We start from the raw sequence: 18,151 nt of genomic DNA, 5'->3' as shown, positions 1-18,151 counted from the left end.
ATGTTACTTATTTTTGGCCATGACAACGACAAGCGAGGAACCTATACTAGCGGTCAAAGATCAATGCTCCTTAGGTAAGAGAGAAGGACAGTTTTCATAACTGTATTAGTTTAGAAGCTATCCTTACGACTCTCTCCTTTTACCAGGGCATGATCAAACCTGATATGTTTTCTTCGCTGTGACACTACTAGTCAATTTTGAGGCGAGGAACACTATTACACTTATTCTTCCATAAAGGGCTACATGGTATGGCAACAATGGGAACGACACGAACACGAGAACGGTTTAGCTTGAGCGAAATGCTCGCAGCTCTGGGGCTTGCGCTAGGGCCTGTCGTCGCACTCGGCTTTTCTCGCTTTGCCTATTCTCTCTTGCTTCCGCCCATGCGCGAACAACTGCACTGGAATTTTGCCCAGGCAGGTGGGCTCAATACCTCAAACGCGATAGGCTATATTATCGGAACCTTAATCACTGCCTGGGTTGCACAACGCCTTGGGAACCGCCTGACTTTCCTGGGAAGTATGGCCATCAGCGCTCTTATCCTCCTTCTGAGTGGTGCGACAAGCACGTACACAATGTTGCTCGTGTTGCGTTTCATTGGAGGCATAAGCACAGCGATCACTTTTGTACTTGGTTCCGCCCTAGCGGCTCGCATACGCCCAACATTGATGCCAGTCTATTTTACTGGCCCAGGACTTGGGATTATCATTTCTGGCATCGTCGTGCCTACCGCACTCACCAGTGGTTCGGGTGGATGGCGTCTTGGTTGGATCATTTTGGGGGTTGCCGCGCTGGTTGCTCTAATCCCCACCTGGCTCGCCTATAGAACCCTTCCAAAACAAAACACGCAGGGGAGCGCCATGTTAAGGCTAGGCGATTTCAGTAAGCTGAGTCCGACCTTCTTTGGATACCTGCTCTTTGGTGCTGGGTACGTGACGTACATGACATTTGTAATTGCTTTGCTGCATGCACAGGGTGCCCCCCCTGGATGTCTGCTCTCTTCTTTATCATTCTGGGAATTGCTTCTGCCCTATCAACTCTGGGATGGGGGCCAATCCTTGCCCAGTGTAAAGGCGGTTGGGGGCCTGCAATCGTGTCTGCAATCGTCCTCACTGGGACACTTCCGGTGCTTCTCTATCCTGGCTTCCCTTCAGCATTAGTCTCAGCTATCATCTTTGGTGGCAGTTTCATGGCTGGACCAACCGCCGTTACAGGGTTGTGCCGTCGCCATCTTCATTCCAGTTTCTGGACGGCTGGGATTGCGATTATGACAGCCGGTTTTGCCGTCGGTCAAGCAATAGGTCCTGTCCTCTCGGGATGGCTCTCTGATTACACAGGAAATGTCTCTGCTAGCGTCTGGCTAGCACCCATCCTGTTATTACTGGCTCTCGTGATCGCGGTATTTCAGCAAGAACATCGTCTTTTGGAGGAACGTAAACATGACAGTAATACAGGTCATAAAGACCATAGTACGACTCGTTCATCTTAAGTGATACTGGCTGCTCTACTTGTCTCCAAGAGATGCTTTCAGGCCAAAACGCGCCAGCATTTTCTTTAAATTGAGTAGTTCGGCGTGTATATTATTCAGCGAGAGCATTCCCGCTCTGCAAAGGCCCTGTAGAAGCAAGTTTGCTGTATGCAAGAGAAGCGGCGCACCTAGCAATCAAATGGTGCGTCCGCTCCTTCCTTCTCTCGTCTTTGCGATGTCTCGGTATGATTGTATCCTCATGTAGCAGGTCCTTACTCTTTTTTTACCTTGCTAAAAGCGGGGCGTTCTGGTATACTCACTTTATTGGATGACGTTTTTGCTAAACTGAAAGGAGGTGCCATTTATGAGCCATCTGAGCCGTTTTTTTAGGCCTTCAATGGGGCTCTGCACCTCAGGTGTCAGGAATATTTGCTGCTGATAGGCAGACGCTACATCCTCTCTTCCGGTGCATTGCCTCCTCTTGTTCCCCCATCTTTAGATATTGGGATGTTAGATGTTGCTTGCAGGGCGATGTATGCCTTGCGTATGTTCCCATTTCATTCAAACAATGCAAGGAAGAAAAATAACCATGAGCAAACAGACTTTTAAACCCATTTTACTTGACCTCTTACGCCAGGCACAGGCTGACCAGAATGCCTTTTTTCAGGGACTGCCTTCCGCCGAGCTGGCTGCTATTGGCGAGCCTGATCGCTGGTCTGCAAAAGACCATGTGGTGCACCTGTCATTCTGGCGACAACGACTCGTGCTCAGGTTGCAGGCCCAGCTACGCCAGGAGCCACAGCCGGAGGAGATTGGGCATTTTGAGCAGATCAATCCCGTTGTCTTCGAGGAAAACCGCTATCGCGCCTGGCCAGATATTCTCGCTGAATCCGACCAGGTATACGCCGATCTCATCGCGTTGACCGAGCAGTTCTCAGAAGAAGATTTGACGGCCTTCAAGCGCTTCGACTGGGCGCAAGAAGGTATGCCACTCTACCTCTCATTTATGGGAAATTGTTACGAGCATACCCAGATTCACCTGGGGTATTATCTCCTCGACCGGCACGATGTTGCAGGTGCGCTACACACATATGAGGCCTGGGCGGGCAGGGTCGTAGAGGGCGAGGTACCCGACACCTTGAAGGGCTATATGCTCTATAACCTGGCCTGCTTCTACGCTACGCATGACCAGCTAGAGAAAGCCAGACCTACGCTGCAACAGGCCTTCGAACTCTATCCTGAAAGCAGGGAATTTGCCCCCACCGACCCTGACCTGGTCGAGCTACACTAGCAAACGCTCGCTTTGTTGGACGAGAGGAACGAGGTCGCAGGCGCGGGCCTCGTGGAGAGCCTGGTGCAAGTGTTCGCGGGCATCAGGCTGCTCCAGGAGGAGTTCAGCGTGGGCGTGGGCCAAATGAGCACGCACACGGGTCTCGGCTTCGAGACCTTCGAGGGCGAGGGCGCGCTTCAGGCTATGCAGGGCGTGTGTGAGCAGGCGACGGCGAATGGTGGGTAGGGTCTCCATGCCCAGGGCTTCTGCAATGCGGTAATTTCCCAGGCTGACAAGGGCACGCCCCAGGCTGGGGTTGTTGCGGATAACACGGGCGGTCTTGACGGCTTGTACGATGTAGTTCGCAGCCTCCGCAAGTTTGTCCTCTTCAAGGAGGACGGCGGCCAGGCGACTATTCCATTGGCTGATATAGACCTTGTCTTTATGGCTATGAGCATAGGCCAAGCTGCGGCGATACCAGTTCTCGGCCTCGTCCAGCTCGTTTTTCATGGCATACAATTCGCCGTAGTTGCTACATATGACACCGATAAGGGGATCGTCGTCGACGCTCTGGGCCAGGTTGAGAGAGTGACGTAGCCTGGCCTGGGCATCCTCAAAGTCGCCCTTCTTGATCTGCACATAGCTTAGGTCGCAGCAGACGTGCGCGATCAAGCGCTTATGCTCGGCTTGCTCAAAGATGATGAGGGCGGTCTCCAGGTGCTCCAGGGCGTCTTCGGCGTGTCCCTCGGCGTCGGAGAGTGATCCCAGGAGGCGGTGGGTATTCCCCAGGTCGACGGGATCACCAGCCAGGGCACGCTCCAGGCGCGTGGCCTGAATAATGGGACCCACCAGGTGCATGGTCTGCTGACTATCGAAGAAGTCCAGCGATTCGCGCGCGGCCTGGCGACCCTCGCGATAGCGTCCCTCCATGCGATAGATGCTGCCTTGCTGGTAACGCAGGCGCGCCCAGGCGGGTCCACTGGTAATGCCAGCCTCCTTCAAGACACGCTCGCCACGCTCACAGCAGGTGCGAGCCATACTGGTATCGCTGGCATTACGCCAGCAGCGACCAACCTCGCCCCAGAGCAGGGCCTGTTTCTGGGCCTCGAAGGGCGCCAGGGGCTGCTCTGAGTCGCGCATTTGTAAGACGCGCTCATAGAGCGCGCGGGCCTCGCTGAAGTGCCCGCGAATCATGGTACACTCCGCCAGGCGCTCAAGGAGGCTAAGGCGCAGGTTATGCTGCTCCTCTGCTTCAGGTATAACAGCCGAGTTGTCACGCCTGGCGAAGGGACGATCCGGCGCATCGAGTTGCTCCAGGGCTAGCCGATAGTGGCGCTCGGCCTCAGCATAGGCGGGCAGGGCATAGGCATGCTCGGCGGCAAGTTGCGCATAGTAGACAATACGTTCCGCGGGAGCGCCTGCGGCGACGAGGTGGCGCACAATGGTCGCGGCAGCCTCGTCTTCATGCCCCTCATACATCTCCTGCAAGACGTTGGCGGCCCGCTGGTGCAGGCGGGCGCGACGAGCGGCGGAGACATGATCATACAGATGGTTGACCAGCAGAGGATGCCAGAAGTGATAGATAGCACGTACGCCTACACGCTCCTCGCTCAATACGCCAGATTCCAGGGCCTCTTCCAGATACTCGATCACGGTATCCTCATTGACCGGGCTAGAGGAGGCAGATTCCATGGCATAGAGTGTAGTAAACTCGAACGATCCTCCCAGCACGGCGGCGCTCCCCAACAACTGTCGGCAGGCGTGACTTAATGTGCGAACACGATGCTCAAGCGCGGCGGTGATGGACGAGGGCAGGGTAGGAGGAGTCGAGTGCGCTAGCTCTTCCGCGAAATAGGGGTTGCCCGCAGCCTGCGATTGAATGCGCTGGACCATGTCTTCTGGCAGATGCGACACCAGGCGCGCAATCTCCTCGCTGCTCAACGGCTCGATCTGGAGAGTACGCACCGAGTGCTCACGCTGCATATGGTTGATCAGATTGCGCAAAGGGTGCGTCTCCGGCAACTCGGTCTCGCGACAGGTGGCAACGAAGAGTAGGGGTCGGCCCGCTGCATGGCGCGCGAGATAACCCAGCAGGTCACCGCTACTGGCGTCTGCCCACTGGATATCGTCCAGTACGACGAGCAGGGGCGCGGCCTCACTGGCAGCGAAGAGGAGATCACGTACGGCCTCGTGCAGGCGTAACTGCTCCTGCTCAGGCGAGAGGAAGGGCATAAGGGTGCCACGCGGATTAGGTACCAGCGAGGCTAATTCAGGCAGAAGGGTTACCAGCGGCTGAAGTTGCAGTGAAGCGGTAGGTACCGCCTCTGACGCGGATGGCATCTCACGAGGCGCACGCCGTGGGCGACCCCTGGTGGAGCGCGAGAGGTTCTTCTGCTCCTGGGTCACCAGCTGTGTGCGCTCCTGGAGAGCGAGGCGCGAACTTTGCGTACCCGGCGCCGCGAGCGAGGATGAACCCGCTAGCTGCGCATGAGTACCAAAGGAGGCGAATATATCCGAGAAGAGCTTGGCCTCGGCGATGGTCTTGCGGAGCGCATCGGTCCAGATGTGATAAGGAATACCGCTCTCTTGATGGTAGACACGACTCCAGGCGATATTCCAGCCATGCAGACGTGCCTGGCGCGCCATCTCTTCCGCCAGGCGCGTCTTGCCAATACCTGTCACCCCCATTAAAAAGACACATTGCGGACGACGCTGCGTATCCAGTGGCAGGCCCGTGACCTGGCGCTGTGACTGATATGCCTGGTGCCCCTGCTGCTCCACCTCGTCGAGTAAGCTATACAGCGTCTCTAGCTCGCTGGTACGCCCTACGAGGGGACTCTGGCGCGGGCGACCAATCTGGACTGGGAGTCCGCTACTGGCGTACGCGGCTACTGGGGGTACAGAGGCCGTGGGGAATGCAGGAGCCACGGGAACCGAATGAGCCGTTTGGGGAGTGGCGGGTGTAGAGGCGAAGACAGGCTGTGGCTCACGTCCATTGCGCACGGCGTCATAGAGTTCGCGAGTTTCGGGCGAGGGCCTGCGTCCCTGTTCCTGGAGCAGCTCCCCTTCCAGGCGCTTATAGGCACGTAGCGCATCACCGCGCCAGTTAAGGCGCGCCATCAGGTAGATCGAGCGCTGCACCGCCTGCTCATGGAGGGAGTCGACCGCCAGCACACGATCCAACATCTTGAGGGCACCAAGTGAATCCTGACGAGCTATGGCGAGATCGGTCAGCTCAAGTAGAAGCGAGAGCCAGGCCCGGCGCAGGCGTAGGCGACGTTCAAGCAGCCAGGAGGCCTGGCGTTCCTCAGGTAGAAGATCTCCGCCGTAGAGTGTGGCGGCCTGTACCAGCAACTGCTCACGCTCTGATCCTGGCTCGCTAGTAGCTGAGTTTGTCAGTACGCCTACTAGTTGCTCAAAGCCATCGGCATCTACCCAGATCTGAGCCTGTCCCGCCAGGATAACCTCGTCTTCCGTGATCCGTACTAGAGACTGTTGCGCACGTGCCTGGCGGGCCGTCGTCTTCCTGCCTTTCATGGAGAGGGGAGTCGCCAGCTCATGCTCCAGGTGGGCCAGCGTCTTATCCAGCAGTGACCAGGCCTCGACCCCGGCGGCAGGCCAGAGATCGCGCACGATATCCTGCTTACTGGCACAACGTCCGGGCTGGCAGAGCAGGTACGCGAAGAGCGTGCGGAGTGTCCCCTGGCGCCATTCGCTCTCGGTCACGGGAGCCCATTGGCGTTGCGCGCGACGCTCCAGGCGTAGCTGCCCCAGCAAATGGGCACGGAAGAAGGCCGAACCACTCTCCAGGGCTGCGGCGCTCGTCACGCGTGGCGACAATTTATCCAGTTGCATACCAGCCAGCTCCTCCTGTGTAGCCTTCACCTCGGGGGGAAGCTCCTTGCCGATATATGTACGCGTTGTGTGGCCATTCTCAGTCTTGTAGGCATACCAGTAAGGGCCGTGGCCGATCCCTTCGCGGCAGCGGCTACACGTTGGCTTACCACAGTAGCTCACCTGCTGGTGATAGGTTATTTTCGTACTCAAGGCTCCCTCCTTACCGAGACACCGCCAGATCTAAGATGAATAGCTCATTGCCGCCAGGCTAGGAGACAAGGAACCATGGGGGATAAGGGCAGTCAAATGTAGTAATATAAAGAAAAGCGTACTATCTTCCATTATAGCGTCTCAAATGCTAAATTTCAGCACTCTACCTGATAAAAATACCACATATTTCCTAATTCTTCTATTTTTTAGCCACATAAATATAAGACGTACGAAAACTTGTATATTCTAATGTATTCTAAAAGGTGCCAGGGAACCGCGTATGCGGTTCCCTGGCACCTTTTAGAATACATTAGAATATAGGTTGTACAGTTAATTAAGCTAATGGAACGACTGCGGTCACATCCATTTCCATGAGAAAGTCAGGGTTCGCTAGCCCCACAACATAGAGCATTGTGATGACAGGTGGATTGGGGCGAGAACCCCAAAATTGCTGAAAGGCCGCAAATCCTTCACGCAATGATTGACCCTGGACAAGGTACACGTTCCATTTGATGATATGTTCTGGCTCAGCTCCAACAGCCGCTAAAGCCTCGCGTATATTGGCGAGAACCTGTTGAGTCTGCGCTTTAATATCCCCTTTCCCAACAATGTTTCCCTGGGCATCAACCGCATTCTGGCCACCGACATAAATGGTTTTCGCCGGCCCACTAACGCTAATTACCTGGGTAAACGCCGGGTTTTTATGTAACTGCTCAGGATTGAGAAATTCTATAATCCCCTGGTTTGGGCTCGGTTGTGTAGAGTGAGACATTTCTTTTCCCCTTAAATAGAGTATGCTAGATACTTGTCGTATCTGGCCAGTCAACTTGCTCATACTATACTTCATGAAAAGGACAAGATTGGCCCTCTTTCTTGCCTAATCCTGCAAGCCGCTTGACAGAGCGTCAGTCTCCTGGTAGAGTTTTGTGTACAAAAGATCTGACCTTACCCAAAGAAAACCATTTGTGTGAAAGCAAGCGAAACCATGATTAACGCAACCAAACTACCCGCCTAAGCGATCACGCCAGGCTTATGCGGGGTAATACAGGCTACAAATCCACAATCATACCTGTTCTGTTATAACAGGTTGCTTTCTCATAGCTTCCTACCTCTCTTCTCATCTTCGCGGCGTGTATCGCCGGGCATCTCGTACTTAAGAGGTGATCCTGCGATGGAGTTTATGCTGCGCATCTCTTTCTCCTTTTCGCTGCTGCGCCACTCTTCAAGCGAGTATGTCCCCTTCACTACCACTTATTGGCCTAATCACCACGTTTGTAGGGTCTATGCTGTTATGGACTCCGAGACCCGCAGGCCGCCGCGTCCCCAAATGGGGAACACCTGGCCGCTGGGCATATCGCTGCGCTCGGAGGCCGAGCAAGCTCTGCCCCTACAGGCTCTCTCCTGGAATGAAGGGTGCTATGATAACAAAATCTCAGCAAACAGATAAACGGCGCTCAGGTCTAGCTCGGGTAGCCGTGAGTGTTTTCTTCTTCTTGAATGGCCTGATGACAGCTACCATGTCAACGCGTCTTCCTGAGCTACAAATGAAGCTTGCCCTACCTTCAGGCCAACTAGGGCTGGCCTTACTGGGATGTACCGTCGGTGGACTCCTCGCTATGAATATTGCCAGTCGACTCTCCAGGCACTATGGGAGCAATGTGATTAGCACTGTTGCCGCGCTTGGTATGGGTGTCGCGCTCCCTCTGATGGCTGTAGCGCCAACAATGCCGCTACTCTTCCTGGCGCTTGTCTTCTCTGGAGCCGGCAATGGCGCAATGGATGTCACGATGAATATGCAGGGCGCCGATGTCGAGCAAGCATATGGCAGATCTATTCTGAATTCGTTCCATGCGTGCTTTAGCGTGGGAAGCCTGGTTGGCGCCTCACTCGGTAGTATTTTGGCTGCTTTACATGTAAGCCCTGATCTCCATTTTCTCTCCATCGCTATCTGCGCCTGTGCTGGCCTCATAGGAAGTTCGCGTTGGCTTTTACCATCAAGGTCGATACAAAACGCACGAAAACAATCCACTCAGAAAGCGCTGCCTCTGCATTTCTCACGACCACTCATATTGTTAGGGATAATTGCTTTCTGTGCCTTCCTCAGCGTAGGGGCTATCTTCGATTGGGGCGCTATATACCTCTCCAGTACGCTCCATACCGGAGCTGGGTTAGCAGCGGCAGGCTTCACCGCCTTTTTACTCTGTATGACTCTTGGGCGCAGCGTTGGCGATAAGCTGGCGATGCGCTTCGGGGCTGCTATGCTTGTGCGCAGTGCCTGCTTACTTGCGGCCATCGGGCTTACCCTGGCGCTGGTGTTTACCTGGACGCCCATGGTGCTCTTTGGTCTGAGCCTGGTAGGAATCGGCCTTTCCGTTCCGTTTCCTCTTGTGGTAAGTGCGGCGGGGCGACTCGCTAAGCAGGATACGAGTTCCCCTCTTGCAACAGTCACAACATGGGGATATTTTGGCATGATTGCCGGTCCAACCGTGATTGGCTTTATTGCTGATCGAGTGGGACTTCGGCTCGCGTTATTCCTGGTGGTCTTTCTATGTGTACTTGCCGCGCTCTGCGCCCCAGCGGCGAGTACTGCCGAAAAGATCGAATAGTGCTTGCAAACCTCTCTCCCCACTAGTAGCCGCTACTTGCGTACGCGGCTACTAGTGGGAAGGCTCGTGCTCGAAGCGCTTGCGCCGGTGGAGGAAGCGCGTGCGAGCGTGAGGGATTTCCTCTGCAAGCTGGGGGAGGGCCTGGACTGCCAGTTCGTAGCTCTCAAGGACCAGGGACTGGATGGTGGCAAATCCCTGGTGGGGAGCAAGCTGGTAAGCCTGTTGGATGCGCTCGCCCAGGTTCTCAGGCTGGATGGGCATCTCGGCCAGGGAGTATTTCAACCACTTGTAGCCGGGATGATAGATCTTGTTGAGACCCATAAGGATGCTGATGACGCTAAAGATAGCTCCATTGAAGGATTGGTAGACGAGCGGGGTATCGCCACGACTGAGGAGCTGATCGATCCACCAGCACCACTCACGCAGATCGCCAGCAATATAGCGCCGCACCATGGCCTCTTGCAAGCCTACAGGATAGGCGACGAGGCGCTCCTGCCAGCCCCGGATAATCTCGTGACCATGTAGAGGAATGCCATACTGCACGGCTGAGAGCGTGTACTGGCGAAAGGGGGTGGTGTCGTGCTCGACGAGGACGGCTTGCAGCTGGCACTCAAGACCCTCAACAGTCATGTTGCGCATATCGATTTTCAGCTCGTTGAGGCCCCACTCCTCCATCCAGACCTCATCCTCGGGATCATAAGGGTCCAGCTCCCAGAAGATACCACCCGCTGGCTCGATAGGTGCCATGCGCTCCTCAGCACGCGGCGGGCGCGACCAGAAGACACCAATCTCAATGTCGGAGAAGCTATCAGCGCGGTCGCGCGAGGTCGAGCCACTTACCATAATGGCGCTGACAGCAGGGTTACGGGCGATAATGAGCGCGATACGCCGGGCGATATCGCAACGCCACTGGCTGGCATAATGCATACATATCCACCTTTAGAGACTATTGGTGCATACAGCATAGCACAGGCACTCAAGATGGTGGCATATTGGGTGCTCGGAGTAGTGCGCCAGCGCGCATGACATTTCGTTCAGGAGCATTTATATAGCGCTGGGAACAAGGTTAAGGCCTAGGGCAGGAGAAGGTTGCGCCTGGAGCGATTTCATGGAGGCGATCCAATGCGAAATAAGCGAAGAGATGACTTTTATAGCCAGTTCAACAATCAAAGTCTTGAGAATATCGAGAAGAATCATCGAAGCCAGTTTCCACAGCATAGGAATGTCCTTTTGTCACGAGAAAAATGCATTAGTTCAGTTGGATAACACAACAGTGCTTGCTTGCATTTTCATTATAGTAGATATTTGTTAAAGCAGCTTTATGTAAAGGTTAAAACATTGTACATGAGTAATGCTCTAATATTAAATCCGAGAATGAGGGTGCTCACCTATTCTCTGGTTAATTATTAAAACAGCATCATTCCTCCCTTTACAGAGAAAGGCGGTAGAGCAACATTATCCGGTGGAGAGCTCAAAGAAACCAAGGAAAATGAGCTCGAATAATGTGACTGTCACCACTTAATATAGCTCTACCAGAAAGGCACAAAGCGAGAAAGTCTTTGCCTATTCAGTGGGAGAACCTGTCATCTCCCACAGCGCGTCTACTATCGTTCGAGCCTTCGTCGCCTCTGACGCTTTCGAAGTATCTGACTCTCTACCCATATATCTTCGACATCTTCGCGAATACGTGCAACCGTCCTACGCATAAGGATGCGCGAAACTGTGAAAAGCGTATCCAACTGGATACCCACAATTTCTATCACATCCTCTGCTTTCTGGGTCAAGGTAGGCTCAGGCTGCCTGGGAGTCGCAGCATATTGAGTGATGATTGAATTCGTCTCCATTTGCTGCTCTGAAGGCTCCCTTTGCGCTTCCACAGGCTCCTGGTGCATGTGATTTGATTCTACATTCCCCTCACGAAAGGCTTGAGCGAAATGCTGAGTGCGTAAACGCGTATTTCCCAGAAAGTAGCCCAGGGAATAAGCTATATTGTTCAGGCGCTCGTCCACGTGTTCTGTCTTCTCTGGCTGAGATTGTTTTTCCTCTGGCCCACTCATGAAACTCACCCCACTGCCTTTCTCTAGCTCTCCAAACGACAAAAGAGTACTCTACTGGTAGATCCCTATATAAGAATAGCATGCGAGATAAAATCAATCGCCATAGCCAGCTTAAGCTTTCGTGGCTGCTGCCCAGGGTGCTATCCCTACTACAGATCTTCGCGAAACCCTGCTTCACAAAGAGGGAGGTGGCAATTGCTGATTTTCAAGCAGGAGGTTGGCGCGGTGGGCATCGAAGTAGGATAAAGGTTGTGTCACATGGCGCCTTCTCAATGCGTTGTGATGTTGGAGGACGAGGCCAACTCATGGATTGCCTTCGCGTCCTCTTATCGTCACTCATAGACATAAAAATGCATTGAGAAGGAGGTAGCAACATGCTTCGTATGCTTTCCTGGCACAAGGCCCTCGTTCTGCTTATAGTGAGCATGGCCCTGGCGCTGGGAACCACCCAGGCTGTGCAGGCCCACAGCCTCAGTCCTCATCATCTCCAGGTTTCACCGGCCATCTGCCAGGTAAGTGCACGCGCGCCAGCGCTGGGACAGACTCAGCAGGTCACATCCGCGAGCAGTATCCAATGCGCACGCGCAGTCACCTCGCTCCAGGTCAATTCACGCCTCGAAGTCAACGTAGGTGGCTCCTGGTACAAGCTCAGTGAGAGCAATACCTCGGGTCCCTCGTATGCCAAGAGTTTGAGCGCTGCCGCCTCTGTCGCCTGCTCGCAGGGCCAGACCCTGACCTTTAGAAGCGTGGCCTCTGGCAGCTACCAGGATAGCACCGACTGGCATCAAGTTCCCGAAAGCGCCTCCTCCGAGGTCGCCCTCAAGTGCGCATAAAAGGATACGTTACTGATGTACGCGCCTACGCTGGCTGACATCTCCTTGTTTGTCGAACAGGATGCAATCTTTGCATTTACAGGCAACAACTGCGTAGGCGCGCAGGCATTTCCTCATTTGCCGATAAGTACAGAAAAACTACTCTTAAATCACTACTTGTATGCTAAAGCTCATCTATGGTACAATCATCAATATATGCAATAGTGCTAATTATGAAAAACAGGAGATAAGTGTTTATGTGGGCTATTTCTGCAACAATCCAGACCAGCGCCACGGCTGAGCGTGTCTGGGTTGCTTATAAAGATGTCGCCAATTGGCCCCGATGGGATAAGGGCCTCGTCCTCTATCGGCCAGATGGCCCCTTCACCACTGGCACATCTGGCATCTTGCAACCTGAGGGAGGGCCAGAGATGCCCTTTTCGCTGCTCCTCGTTGAAGAAGGTCGCCAGTTTGTGGATCGCACACCTGTTGGACCAGACGCAGCCATCATTGGGCGCCATGTGCTGACCCCGTTCGCCAATGGCACGCAGATTACACATATTATTGAGATTGAAGGTCCCGATGCCGAGGGACTGGCTCAGGCGATGGGCTTCAAGCAAGAAGAATTGCAAGAGACTGTTAACTCACTGGCGCGCTACGCCGAAGAGAACTAAGGCAAATCATAAATAGAGAACTAAAGCAAGCATAAACGCCACGCTGACGATGCATCGTCAGCGTGGCGTTTATGCTTGCTACTAGCTAGCAGGATGAGATGAGGGTCCAGACGCCAGCCGCGCCTCCGGGAACATCATTCTCTGTCCACCATTTGGCCTGCCAGAGGGAGCCGTTATAGGTCACGCGATTCCCTCCAACGTAGGCGACATTCAACTGCCACGCGGCAACACCCGCACATGATCCGCCGGGATTGGGCGTGGGGGTTGAGATCACAGTCGTAGTAGGCGTGGGAGTCGGCGTGGAGCCTGACGTGGGCGAAGGTGTAGGTGTCGGTGGAGGTGGTGTCGCCCCCCCGAACTGGACGATAACCTTGGTGAAGTCCCAATCGCTCTGTGGCACACTGCTACAGGTACCCGAGAGTGAGCCATTGTTATCGGGGGGATTGCACTGGCGGTCCCGGTTGACCGACCAGAAGGTATAACGCGCCAGGTGGTTGCTCTCGGCAAAGTTGAGCACGGTCTGGAAATCCGACTGGTAGAAGTACTCCGCGCTATCGGTCCGACCATTCATCGAAGAGATACCCTCATGTGCGTAGGCAGTCGCGCTACTCCAGCCAAAGGTATTCATCAGAATTGTGTTAAAGCTCTGCAAGGCGCTGATCTGGCTGCTCGCACCGCTAAAGCCACCATCGAAAGGCATAATGGCGTAGTTGTTGGGGATATAGCCCAGCGTCTTCGCATTATTGAGCAGTTGCTGACCAAAGTAGCCCGTGCCGCTGGTGGTACCAGGAATGGTGATAGATTCGTAGAGGCCGGGATTATTGGCCTGGAGAATCTGGGCCGCAGCCAGCTCGTTATTGATGGCGGTAGCGTTCTCGTATTCTGGCTCCTCCAGATCAAAATCGAGGGCGTGGAGACTATACTTGTTAATGATGGCCTGCTCCGCGGCGGCGGTCGCCTGGGGCGTGCCACAGGTCTGTCCAAGCTTATTGCCATTATAGCCGCCAAAGGAGACCACGACATCCCCGCCAGCCGCGCGAATCGCGTTGATAATGGGAGCCATCTGCGTATCAGAGGAGACATTATCCATCCCGGCATCTGTCTCCCAGGCCGGGGTACAACCACTGTTGGCCACGATAAAGGCCAGGGTAAAGGCCTTGACCCCGCTCGCCGACATGACCGATGTCAGGCTAGGAGGGTTGTTGGCGAGAGGCATGACATAGGGGGCTGCGTTATACCAGTTTGTGCTGAAGGCTGCCTTCGCTGTGGATGGTTTATCGGCGATAGCGATCAGAAGAGAGAAGAGAAACAATCCAACCAGGGAGAGTGCGCCCAGGCGCAACAGCTTCTTTTTCGACATGCGTCACTCCTTGCGTTAGGTATTGCCAGCAATCCTTGCGGGCAAACATTTTACCGCTGTCAGTCGATCCCAATTGCGCTTTAATCCAGCTATGCAACCCATCACATCTTCCCAGCTCGTTTACCTACATACATCCGGTAGACAGGTCCATCGTTCACACAAGTTTTAGGGCACAACCCTCCAGGCTACAAAAAGGCTTTTTTTGCAGCCGAAGAATGAGCAAGGTGAGTGATACGTTGAATGGCACGGATAGCAGGAAAACACTAAATACAAGTGAACTTATACATGAGTGTACCCAATCCTCATACTAATGTCAATATGTATATACCAATTTTTCAAGCCAATTTTTCAAGCCAATTTTTTAAGATTTTCTTGCATATCTTCTCTTCCACCTCGGCTCGCAAGCTCGCCTGTGTAGTATGTGTGAGTGTGTGGCACTGGCGAATGCCAGTGCCACACACTCACACATACTATCTTGAGCGCCGTAGGCGCGAAAGTAGGCAATACATTCATAAGGCTGCGCGTTATTTTGCCCATTTCTGCGAATATACTAATGAGATCTCAAGAATAGTGGAGTAAACAATGCAACAACCCGGCCCGGTCCCTGAGCAATCAATGGATCTTTACGAGAGGCACGCTCCGGCTGTGTTGGCATACCTGCTGAGGCAGCTAGGTTCGCGTGAAGATGCAGAAGATATATTGCTGGAGGTATTTACTATTGTTCTGGAAAAAGGGTCAGCTTTACGACAGGATGAACGTTCGTTACGCCCATTGATTATGGCCATAGCCCGTAACAAGGTGGTTGACCACTATCGTCGCTCACGGCGCTTTCCCCAGGTATCATTGGTTGGCGTCGAGGAGCGTATTTATGAGCGCGAGGAACGTGAACCTGAGCAGGCAACCCTGCGCCAGGAGGAGTACCAGCAACTACAAAGGCATGTGCGAAACCTGCCAGAGATGCAACGCGAAGTCTTGCAGTTGCGCTTCGGCGAGGATATGCGCTGTGCCGAGATTGCCCAGGTGGTATCGAAAAGTGAGAGCGCAGTTCGCGCCTTACTCTATCGCGCGCTAAAACTGCTACGTAGCGTCTACGACGATGAGCGAGCAGAAAGGAGTTTCTGATGGCTGAGCATAGCAAAGACTTCCAACAGGAGCAACTCGATCAGCAGATCGAACAGCCTGCTCGCTACCTGGATGGCAAGGCAAGATACCTGGTGGAGGATCTCCAGCAGATGTATCACACCCAGAGTGATGATAAGCAGGCAAACGAGGAGTCGCTACAGCGCGTGCGCAGACTCCTGGATAGCCGCTTGCAGCCTTCACACCAGGAAACAAATATCCTTACATTCGCAGAAGTACGCGAACATCGTGAAAGGAAGACGATGATGATCGATAATGCCCCTCAATCTGAGGCAGCCAGCCCACGCAAGAAGGATCTTGCATCTCAGCGCAAACCCAGGTGGCGCCGTATCTCGCGCCTTTTCAATACTATCGCCGCCGTCCTGGTCGTCGCCATCCTGGTTGGCAGCGCCGCACTCCTGCTGAACGCACGCCGGAACGCCAACCCATCGACAACGACTGGCTCCAGCAACGTCACAACCCAACCACAAGTGAAGCTTGATTGCTCTCACGTTTTCGCAGATGGAAACTATATTCCCGATAACGGCGAGCACGCGGTTTGTTTACAAGGCAAAGAGACACCGCTACAGGACTCAACTACTATCAATGGCCATAAGCTCAAGCTTATCTCCACCTATGCGGACGCCAACCGTTTGCTCATTAAGTATGTCGAAACCGGCAACATCAGCCAGAGATATGATGGGGGCGCTTCCATATCTAAGCTGACTATTCAGGATAGCAACCAGACATACATATACGATCCTGTAGCTGGCTATACGTCACATGGTGGCGGTTCTTACTATGACCAGAAGAGCAAGCAGACGTTTTTCCTGGACTCCTATTCCATACCGCAAGCTGCGATCAACGCGAAACAACTTCAAATCACAGCCACATTCTTAGCGGTCGGAGGTGCCACCAGTGACGATCCTACAGGGACGAGCTTCCCGAGCACATTCTTCAACTTTACCGTGCCAATGCAAAGCGAAAAGCGGGTCGCGACTCCCAATCAGAGCCTCGTCATCAACGGACACCATTTGAAGCTCACCCAGGTCTATGCTACCCCGAGCGCGACCTATCTCTACGTGAAACCCGAGGAGGCGATAAATACTCCTCCTGAAAGTACTTTTTCGGCCACAGTCAATGGAAGTGACGCCGAGATCCATGAGGTCGACAATGGTAAGCTCACTGGCAAATGGGAGCCACTCAAAAGCATGTCAATCGCCATTATCGAGGACTGGCTCGGCAAGCCAAGCGCCTGGACCTTAAAGCTCCAATCCACAGGCGCCCCCCTGGGCGTCGGCAGCAGCGAGATCCAATTCACCGTCCCGCCCATCTCCAAGTAATCACCTAAATCTATGTAGTGTGTTTACCAAAAAAGTAGGGTCCATGCAAGCATGGACTCTGCTCACCCGAGAAAGTCCATGCTTGCATGGACCCTACGTGAATTCACCATTTAGCCAAGCACCATGCGCGTCAGGGCCTTTTCAAAGGAGACGTCGACGAGATCGTCGCCGGTAACATAGCGCCAGAAGCGGGCACGCATGATATGCTCCAGGCGAGCTTCGTTCCCCTGCCAGGGCAAATAGCCACGCTCAATGATGCTCGTGACCTCGGGATCTTGATAGCCCTCGGTATTAAACAGGTTGCGCTGCTGCTGCCGAGGATGCAGGCGTAGCTTGAAGACATAGCGCGTCTGGTCAGTATGATTGGGCTGAGCGCAATGCCAGATAGCCTGGTGCATAAAGACAATCGTGCCTGCCTTGGCAGCGAGCTGACGCTGGCCGACGATATTCTTGTAGCGAGCGATACTGCCAGTATTAACACGCCGCAGGTGTGAACCAGGCAGGATTAGCGTCGGCCCCATCTCGGCGGGTGCATCATGCGTGAAGTAGAAGGCCTGAATATCGAAGGCAAAGGGACGCGTATCAATCACGGAGTCGGCATGCCACTCCTGGGCTTTGAGGCGGCGCGGACCGACGATATGGAGATAGGAGTGATCATAAGCGGGATCGACGCCAACGAAGCTCTGCACTGTGCCTTTGACCTGGGGCAGATCAAACACGGCTCGCACAGCCTCTGAGCGTTGCCAGAAATGATAGCCCGCATCTGGTATGCGCTTCTCATCCGCCAGCACGGCCTCGTTATATTCAGGCGGCACCAGCTCATCGAGCTGCAAATAGCCATAAGTGACAAAATGCGCCATCTGGCTGGCCGTCAAGAGGTGCTGCCGTTCTACCTTACTCATGAAACGCCACCTTTCGTTCCAGGACATACTCATATGGCAGATGTCCACTTTCGTGCTCATATCCATGGGTATAGAGAGGCAGCGTTGGCACCTGGAGCACATTCCAGCCATCGCGCATGGCCTCCAGAACTGAGGGATAGGGAGTTTCATAGGAATCCCCCGACTGCATTGGAGGAGTTCCACTGGGTGTAGCTCCATCGTAGAGCGCCCAGGCGACTGTGTCTGATTCCAGACTGGGCAGCGCCAGGTGGAGAATCAGAATTTGCTGGCGAGTCTGACTCATTGAGACACCTTTCTTGCTTCTTTGCGTGACCTCTCGCGCCTGCGGCGCGCATTGCGCAGCACACACATCATACTTAAGACAAGTCGCGCACGAGGGTCGCTTGGACTCGACAAGCTATAGGTTTCGCTAATAGCTTGTGCTGGCTTCTTTCACAAAGAGTACACTCCATGGCGTCTCAATGGTATACTCAGATCCGAACCAGTTGTGTCC

At 54.0% G+C, this 18,151-nt stretch carries 14 protein-coding genes and 1 pseudogene; 8 read left to right on the top strand and 7 right to left on the bottom strand.

Annotated elements, in window-relative coordinates; translation table 11 throughout:
* Nucleotides 1–248 precede the first annotated feature (248 nt).
* From JMJ16_RS55025 to JMJ16_RS41140, 3 genes and pseudogenes are all read left to right on the top strand, one after another.
* Nucleotides 249–995, top strand: a pseudogene (locus JMJ16_RS55025) (YbfB/YjiJ family MFS transporter); the annotation flags it as partial.
* A complete protein-coding gene (locus JMJ16_RS55020) occupies nucleotides 989–1,489 on the top strand; it encodes a YbfB/YjiJ family MFS transporter (protein WP_236601916.1) in 501 nt (166 codons plus the stop codon). The pseudogene JMJ16_RS55025 and the gene JMJ16_RS55020, both read left to right, overlap by 7 nt.
* 568 nt (nucleotides 1,490–2,057) lie before the next feature.
* Nucleotides 2,058–2,759 (top strand): DinB family protein, encoded by a 702-nt coding sequence (locus JMJ16_RS41140; RefSeq protein WP_201390985.1) that lies wholly within the window; start codon nucleotides 2,058–2,060, stop codon nucleotides 2,757–2,759.
* Here the strand turns inward: JMJ16_RS41140 and JMJ16_RS41135 are convergent.
* Together JMJ16_RS41135 and JMJ16_RS41130 are read right to left on the bottom strand one after the other, a co-directional pair.
* A complete protein-coding gene (locus JMJ16_RS41135; protein ID WP_201390984.1) occupies nucleotides 2,751–6,785 on the bottom strand; it encodes a DUF6788 family protein in 4,035 nt (1,344 codons plus the stop codon). The genes JMJ16_RS41140 and JMJ16_RS41135 overlap by 9 nt on opposite strands.
* A gap of 334 nt (nucleotides 6,786–7,119) precedes the next feature.
* The gene (locus JMJ16_RS41130; protein ID WP_201390983.1) at nucleotides 7,120–7,557 is read right to left on the bottom strand and encodes a RidA family protein; all 438 of its coding nucleotides are present in this window, start codon (nucleotides 7,555–7,557) and stop codon (nucleotides 7,120–7,122) included.
* Nucleotides 7,558–8,017: 460 nt separating this feature from the next.
* Between JMJ16_RS41130 and JMJ16_RS41125 the strand changes: the two genes are divergently transcribed.
* On the top strand, nucleotides 8,018–9,391 hold the full coding sequence (locus JMJ16_RS41125) for an MFS transporter (protein ID WP_374229159.1): 1,374 nt from the start codon (nucleotides 8,018–8,020) through the stop codon (nucleotides 9,389–9,391).
* Between the two features lie 51 nt (nucleotides 9,392–9,442).
* Here JMJ16_RS41125 and JMJ16_RS41120 read toward each other — a convergent pair whose 3' ends face one another.
* Together JMJ16_RS41120 and JMJ16_RS41115 are read right to left on the bottom strand one after the other, a co-directional pair.
* Nucleotides 9,443–10,318, bottom strand: a complete 876-nt coding sequence (locus JMJ16_RS41120) for a DUF4037 domain-containing protein (protein WP_201390981.1) — start codon at nucleotides 10,316–10,318, stop codon at nucleotides 9,443–9,445.
* Between the two features lie 677 nt (nucleotides 10,319–10,995).
* Entirely contained in the window at nucleotides 10,996–11,448 is a 453-nt protein-coding gene (locus JMJ16_RS41115; protein ID WP_201390979.1) for a hypothetical protein, read from the bottom strand.
* Nucleotides 11,449–11,822: 374 nt separating this feature from the next.
* On the opposite strand from JMJ16_RS41115, the gene JMJ16_RS41110 reads away from it, so the two are divergent.
* Together JMJ16_RS41110 and JMJ16_RS41105 are read left to right on the top strand one after the other, a co-directional pair.
* On the top strand, nucleotides 11,823–12,281 hold the full coding sequence (locus JMJ16_RS41110) for a hypothetical protein (RefSeq protein ID WP_201390978.1): 459 nt from the start codon (nucleotides 11,823–11,825) through the stop codon (nucleotides 12,279–12,281).
* A gap of 236 nt (nucleotides 12,282–12,517) precedes the next feature.
* On the top strand, nucleotides 12,518–12,934 hold the full coding sequence (locus tag JMJ16_RS41105; RefSeq protein ID WP_201390977.1) for an SRPBCC family protein: 417 nt from the start codon (nucleotides 12,518–12,520) through the stop codon (nucleotides 12,932–12,934).
* Between the two features lie 85 nt (nucleotides 12,935–13,019).
* Here JMJ16_RS41105 and JMJ16_RS41100 read toward each other — a convergent pair whose 3' ends face one another.
* Entirely contained in the window at nucleotides 13,020–14,294 is a 1,275-nt protein-coding gene (locus JMJ16_RS41100; protein ID WP_201390976.1) for a chitinase, read from the bottom strand.
* Nucleotides 14,295–14,876: 582 nt separating this feature from the next.
* Here JMJ16_RS41100 and JMJ16_RS41095 point away from each other — a divergent pair.
* Together JMJ16_RS41095 and JMJ16_RS41090 are read left to right on the top strand one after the other, a co-directional pair.
* Nucleotides 14,877–15,416: an RNA polymerase sigma factor gene (locus JMJ16_RS41095; RefSeq protein WP_201390975.1), complete on the top strand. Its 540-nt coding sequence runs from the start codon at nucleotides 14,877–14,879 to the stop codon at nucleotides 15,414–15,416.
* Complete coding sequence (locus JMJ16_RS41090; protein ID WP_201390974.1) at nucleotides 15,416–16,756, top strand: hypothetical protein; 1,341 nt, start codon at nucleotides 15,416–15,418, stop codon at nucleotides 16,754–16,756. Before JMJ16_RS41095 ends, JMJ16_RS41090 begins: the two co-directional genes overlap by 1 nt.
* A gap of 110 nt (nucleotides 16,757–16,866) precedes the next feature.
* Here JMJ16_RS41090 and JMJ16_RS41085 read toward each other — a convergent pair whose 3' ends face one another.
* Together JMJ16_RS41085 and JMJ16_RS41080 are read right to left on the bottom strand one after the other, a co-directional pair.
* Nucleotides 16,867–17,658, bottom strand: coding sequence for a phytanoyl-CoA dioxygenase family protein (locus JMJ16_RS41085; protein ID WP_201390973.1), 792 nt, complete (start codon nucleotides 17,656–17,658; stop codon nucleotides 16,867–16,869).
* Entirely contained in the window at nucleotides 17,651–17,941 is a 291-nt protein-coding gene (locus JMJ16_RS41080; RefSeq protein WP_201390972.1) for a hypothetical protein, read from the bottom strand. Before JMJ16_RS41080 ends, JMJ16_RS41085 begins: the two co-directional genes overlap by 8 nt.
* Between the last annotated feature and the right edge of the window lie 210 nt (nucleotides 17,942–18,151).

The sequence above is a fragment of the Ktedonobacter sp. SOSP1-52 genome (assembly GCF_016587395.1).
Note: the sequence above shows the minus strand (reverse complement) of the source record. Positions and strands in the feature narration are given on the sequence as shown.

What these genes read in the sequence shown, in the direction of transcription:
- JMJ16_RS55020 (WP_236601916.1), top strand. Translation starts at nt 989, where the DNA reads ATGTCTGCTCTCTTCTTTATCATTCTGGGAATTGCTTCTGCCCTATCA.
- JMJ16_RS41125 (WP_374229159.1), top strand. Translation starts at nt 8,018, where the DNA reads ATGTCCCCTTCACTACCACTTATTGGCCTAATCACCACGTTTGTAGGG.
- JMJ16_RS41100 (WP_201390976.1), bottom strand. Translation starts at nt 14,294, where the DNA reads ATGTCGAAAAAGAAGCTGTTGCGCCTGGGCGCACTCTCCCTGGTTGGA.
- JMJ16_RS41085 (WP_201390973.1), bottom strand. Translation starts at nt 17,658, where the DNA reads ATGAGTAAGGTAGAACGGCAGCACCTCTTGACGGCCAGCCAGATGGCG.
- JMJ16_RS41110 (WP_201390978.1), top strand. Translation starts at nt 11,823, where the DNA reads ATGCTTCGTATGCTTTCCTGGCACAAGGCCCTCGTTCTGCTTATAGTG.
- JMJ16_RS41080 (WP_201390972.1), bottom strand. Translation starts at nt 17,941, where the DNA reads ATGAGTCAGACTCGCCAGCAAATTCTGATTCTCCACCTGGCGCTGCCC.
- JMJ16_RS41095 (WP_201390975.1), top strand. Translation starts at nt 14,877, where the DNA reads ATGCAACAACCCGGCCCGGTCCCTGAGCAATCAATGGATCTTTACGAG.
- JMJ16_RS41090 (WP_201390974.1), top strand. Translation starts at nt 15,416, where the DNA reads ATGGCTGAGCATAGCAAAGACTTCCAACAGGAGCAACTCGATCAGCAG.
- JMJ16_RS41120 (WP_201390981.1), bottom strand. Translation starts at nt 10,318, where the DNA reads ATGCATTATGCCAGCCAGTGGCGTTGCGATATCGCCCGGCGTATCGCG.
- JMJ16_RS41140 (WP_201390985.1), top strand. Translation starts at nt 2,058, where the DNA reads ATGAGCAAACAGACTTTTAAACCCATTTTACTTGACCTCTTACGCCAG.
- JMJ16_RS41130 (WP_201390983.1), bottom strand. Translation starts at nt 7,557, where the DNA reads ATGTCTCACTCTACACAACCGAGCCCAAACCAGGGGATTATAGAATTT.
- JMJ16_RS41115 (WP_201390979.1), bottom strand. Translation starts at nt 11,448, where the DNA reads ATGAGTGGGCCAGAGGAAAAACAATCTCAGCCAGAGAAGACAGAACAC.
- JMJ16_RS41105 (WP_201390977.1), top strand. Translation starts at nt 12,518, where the DNA reads ATGTGGGCTATTTCTGCAACAATCCAGACCAGCGCCACGGCTGAGCGT.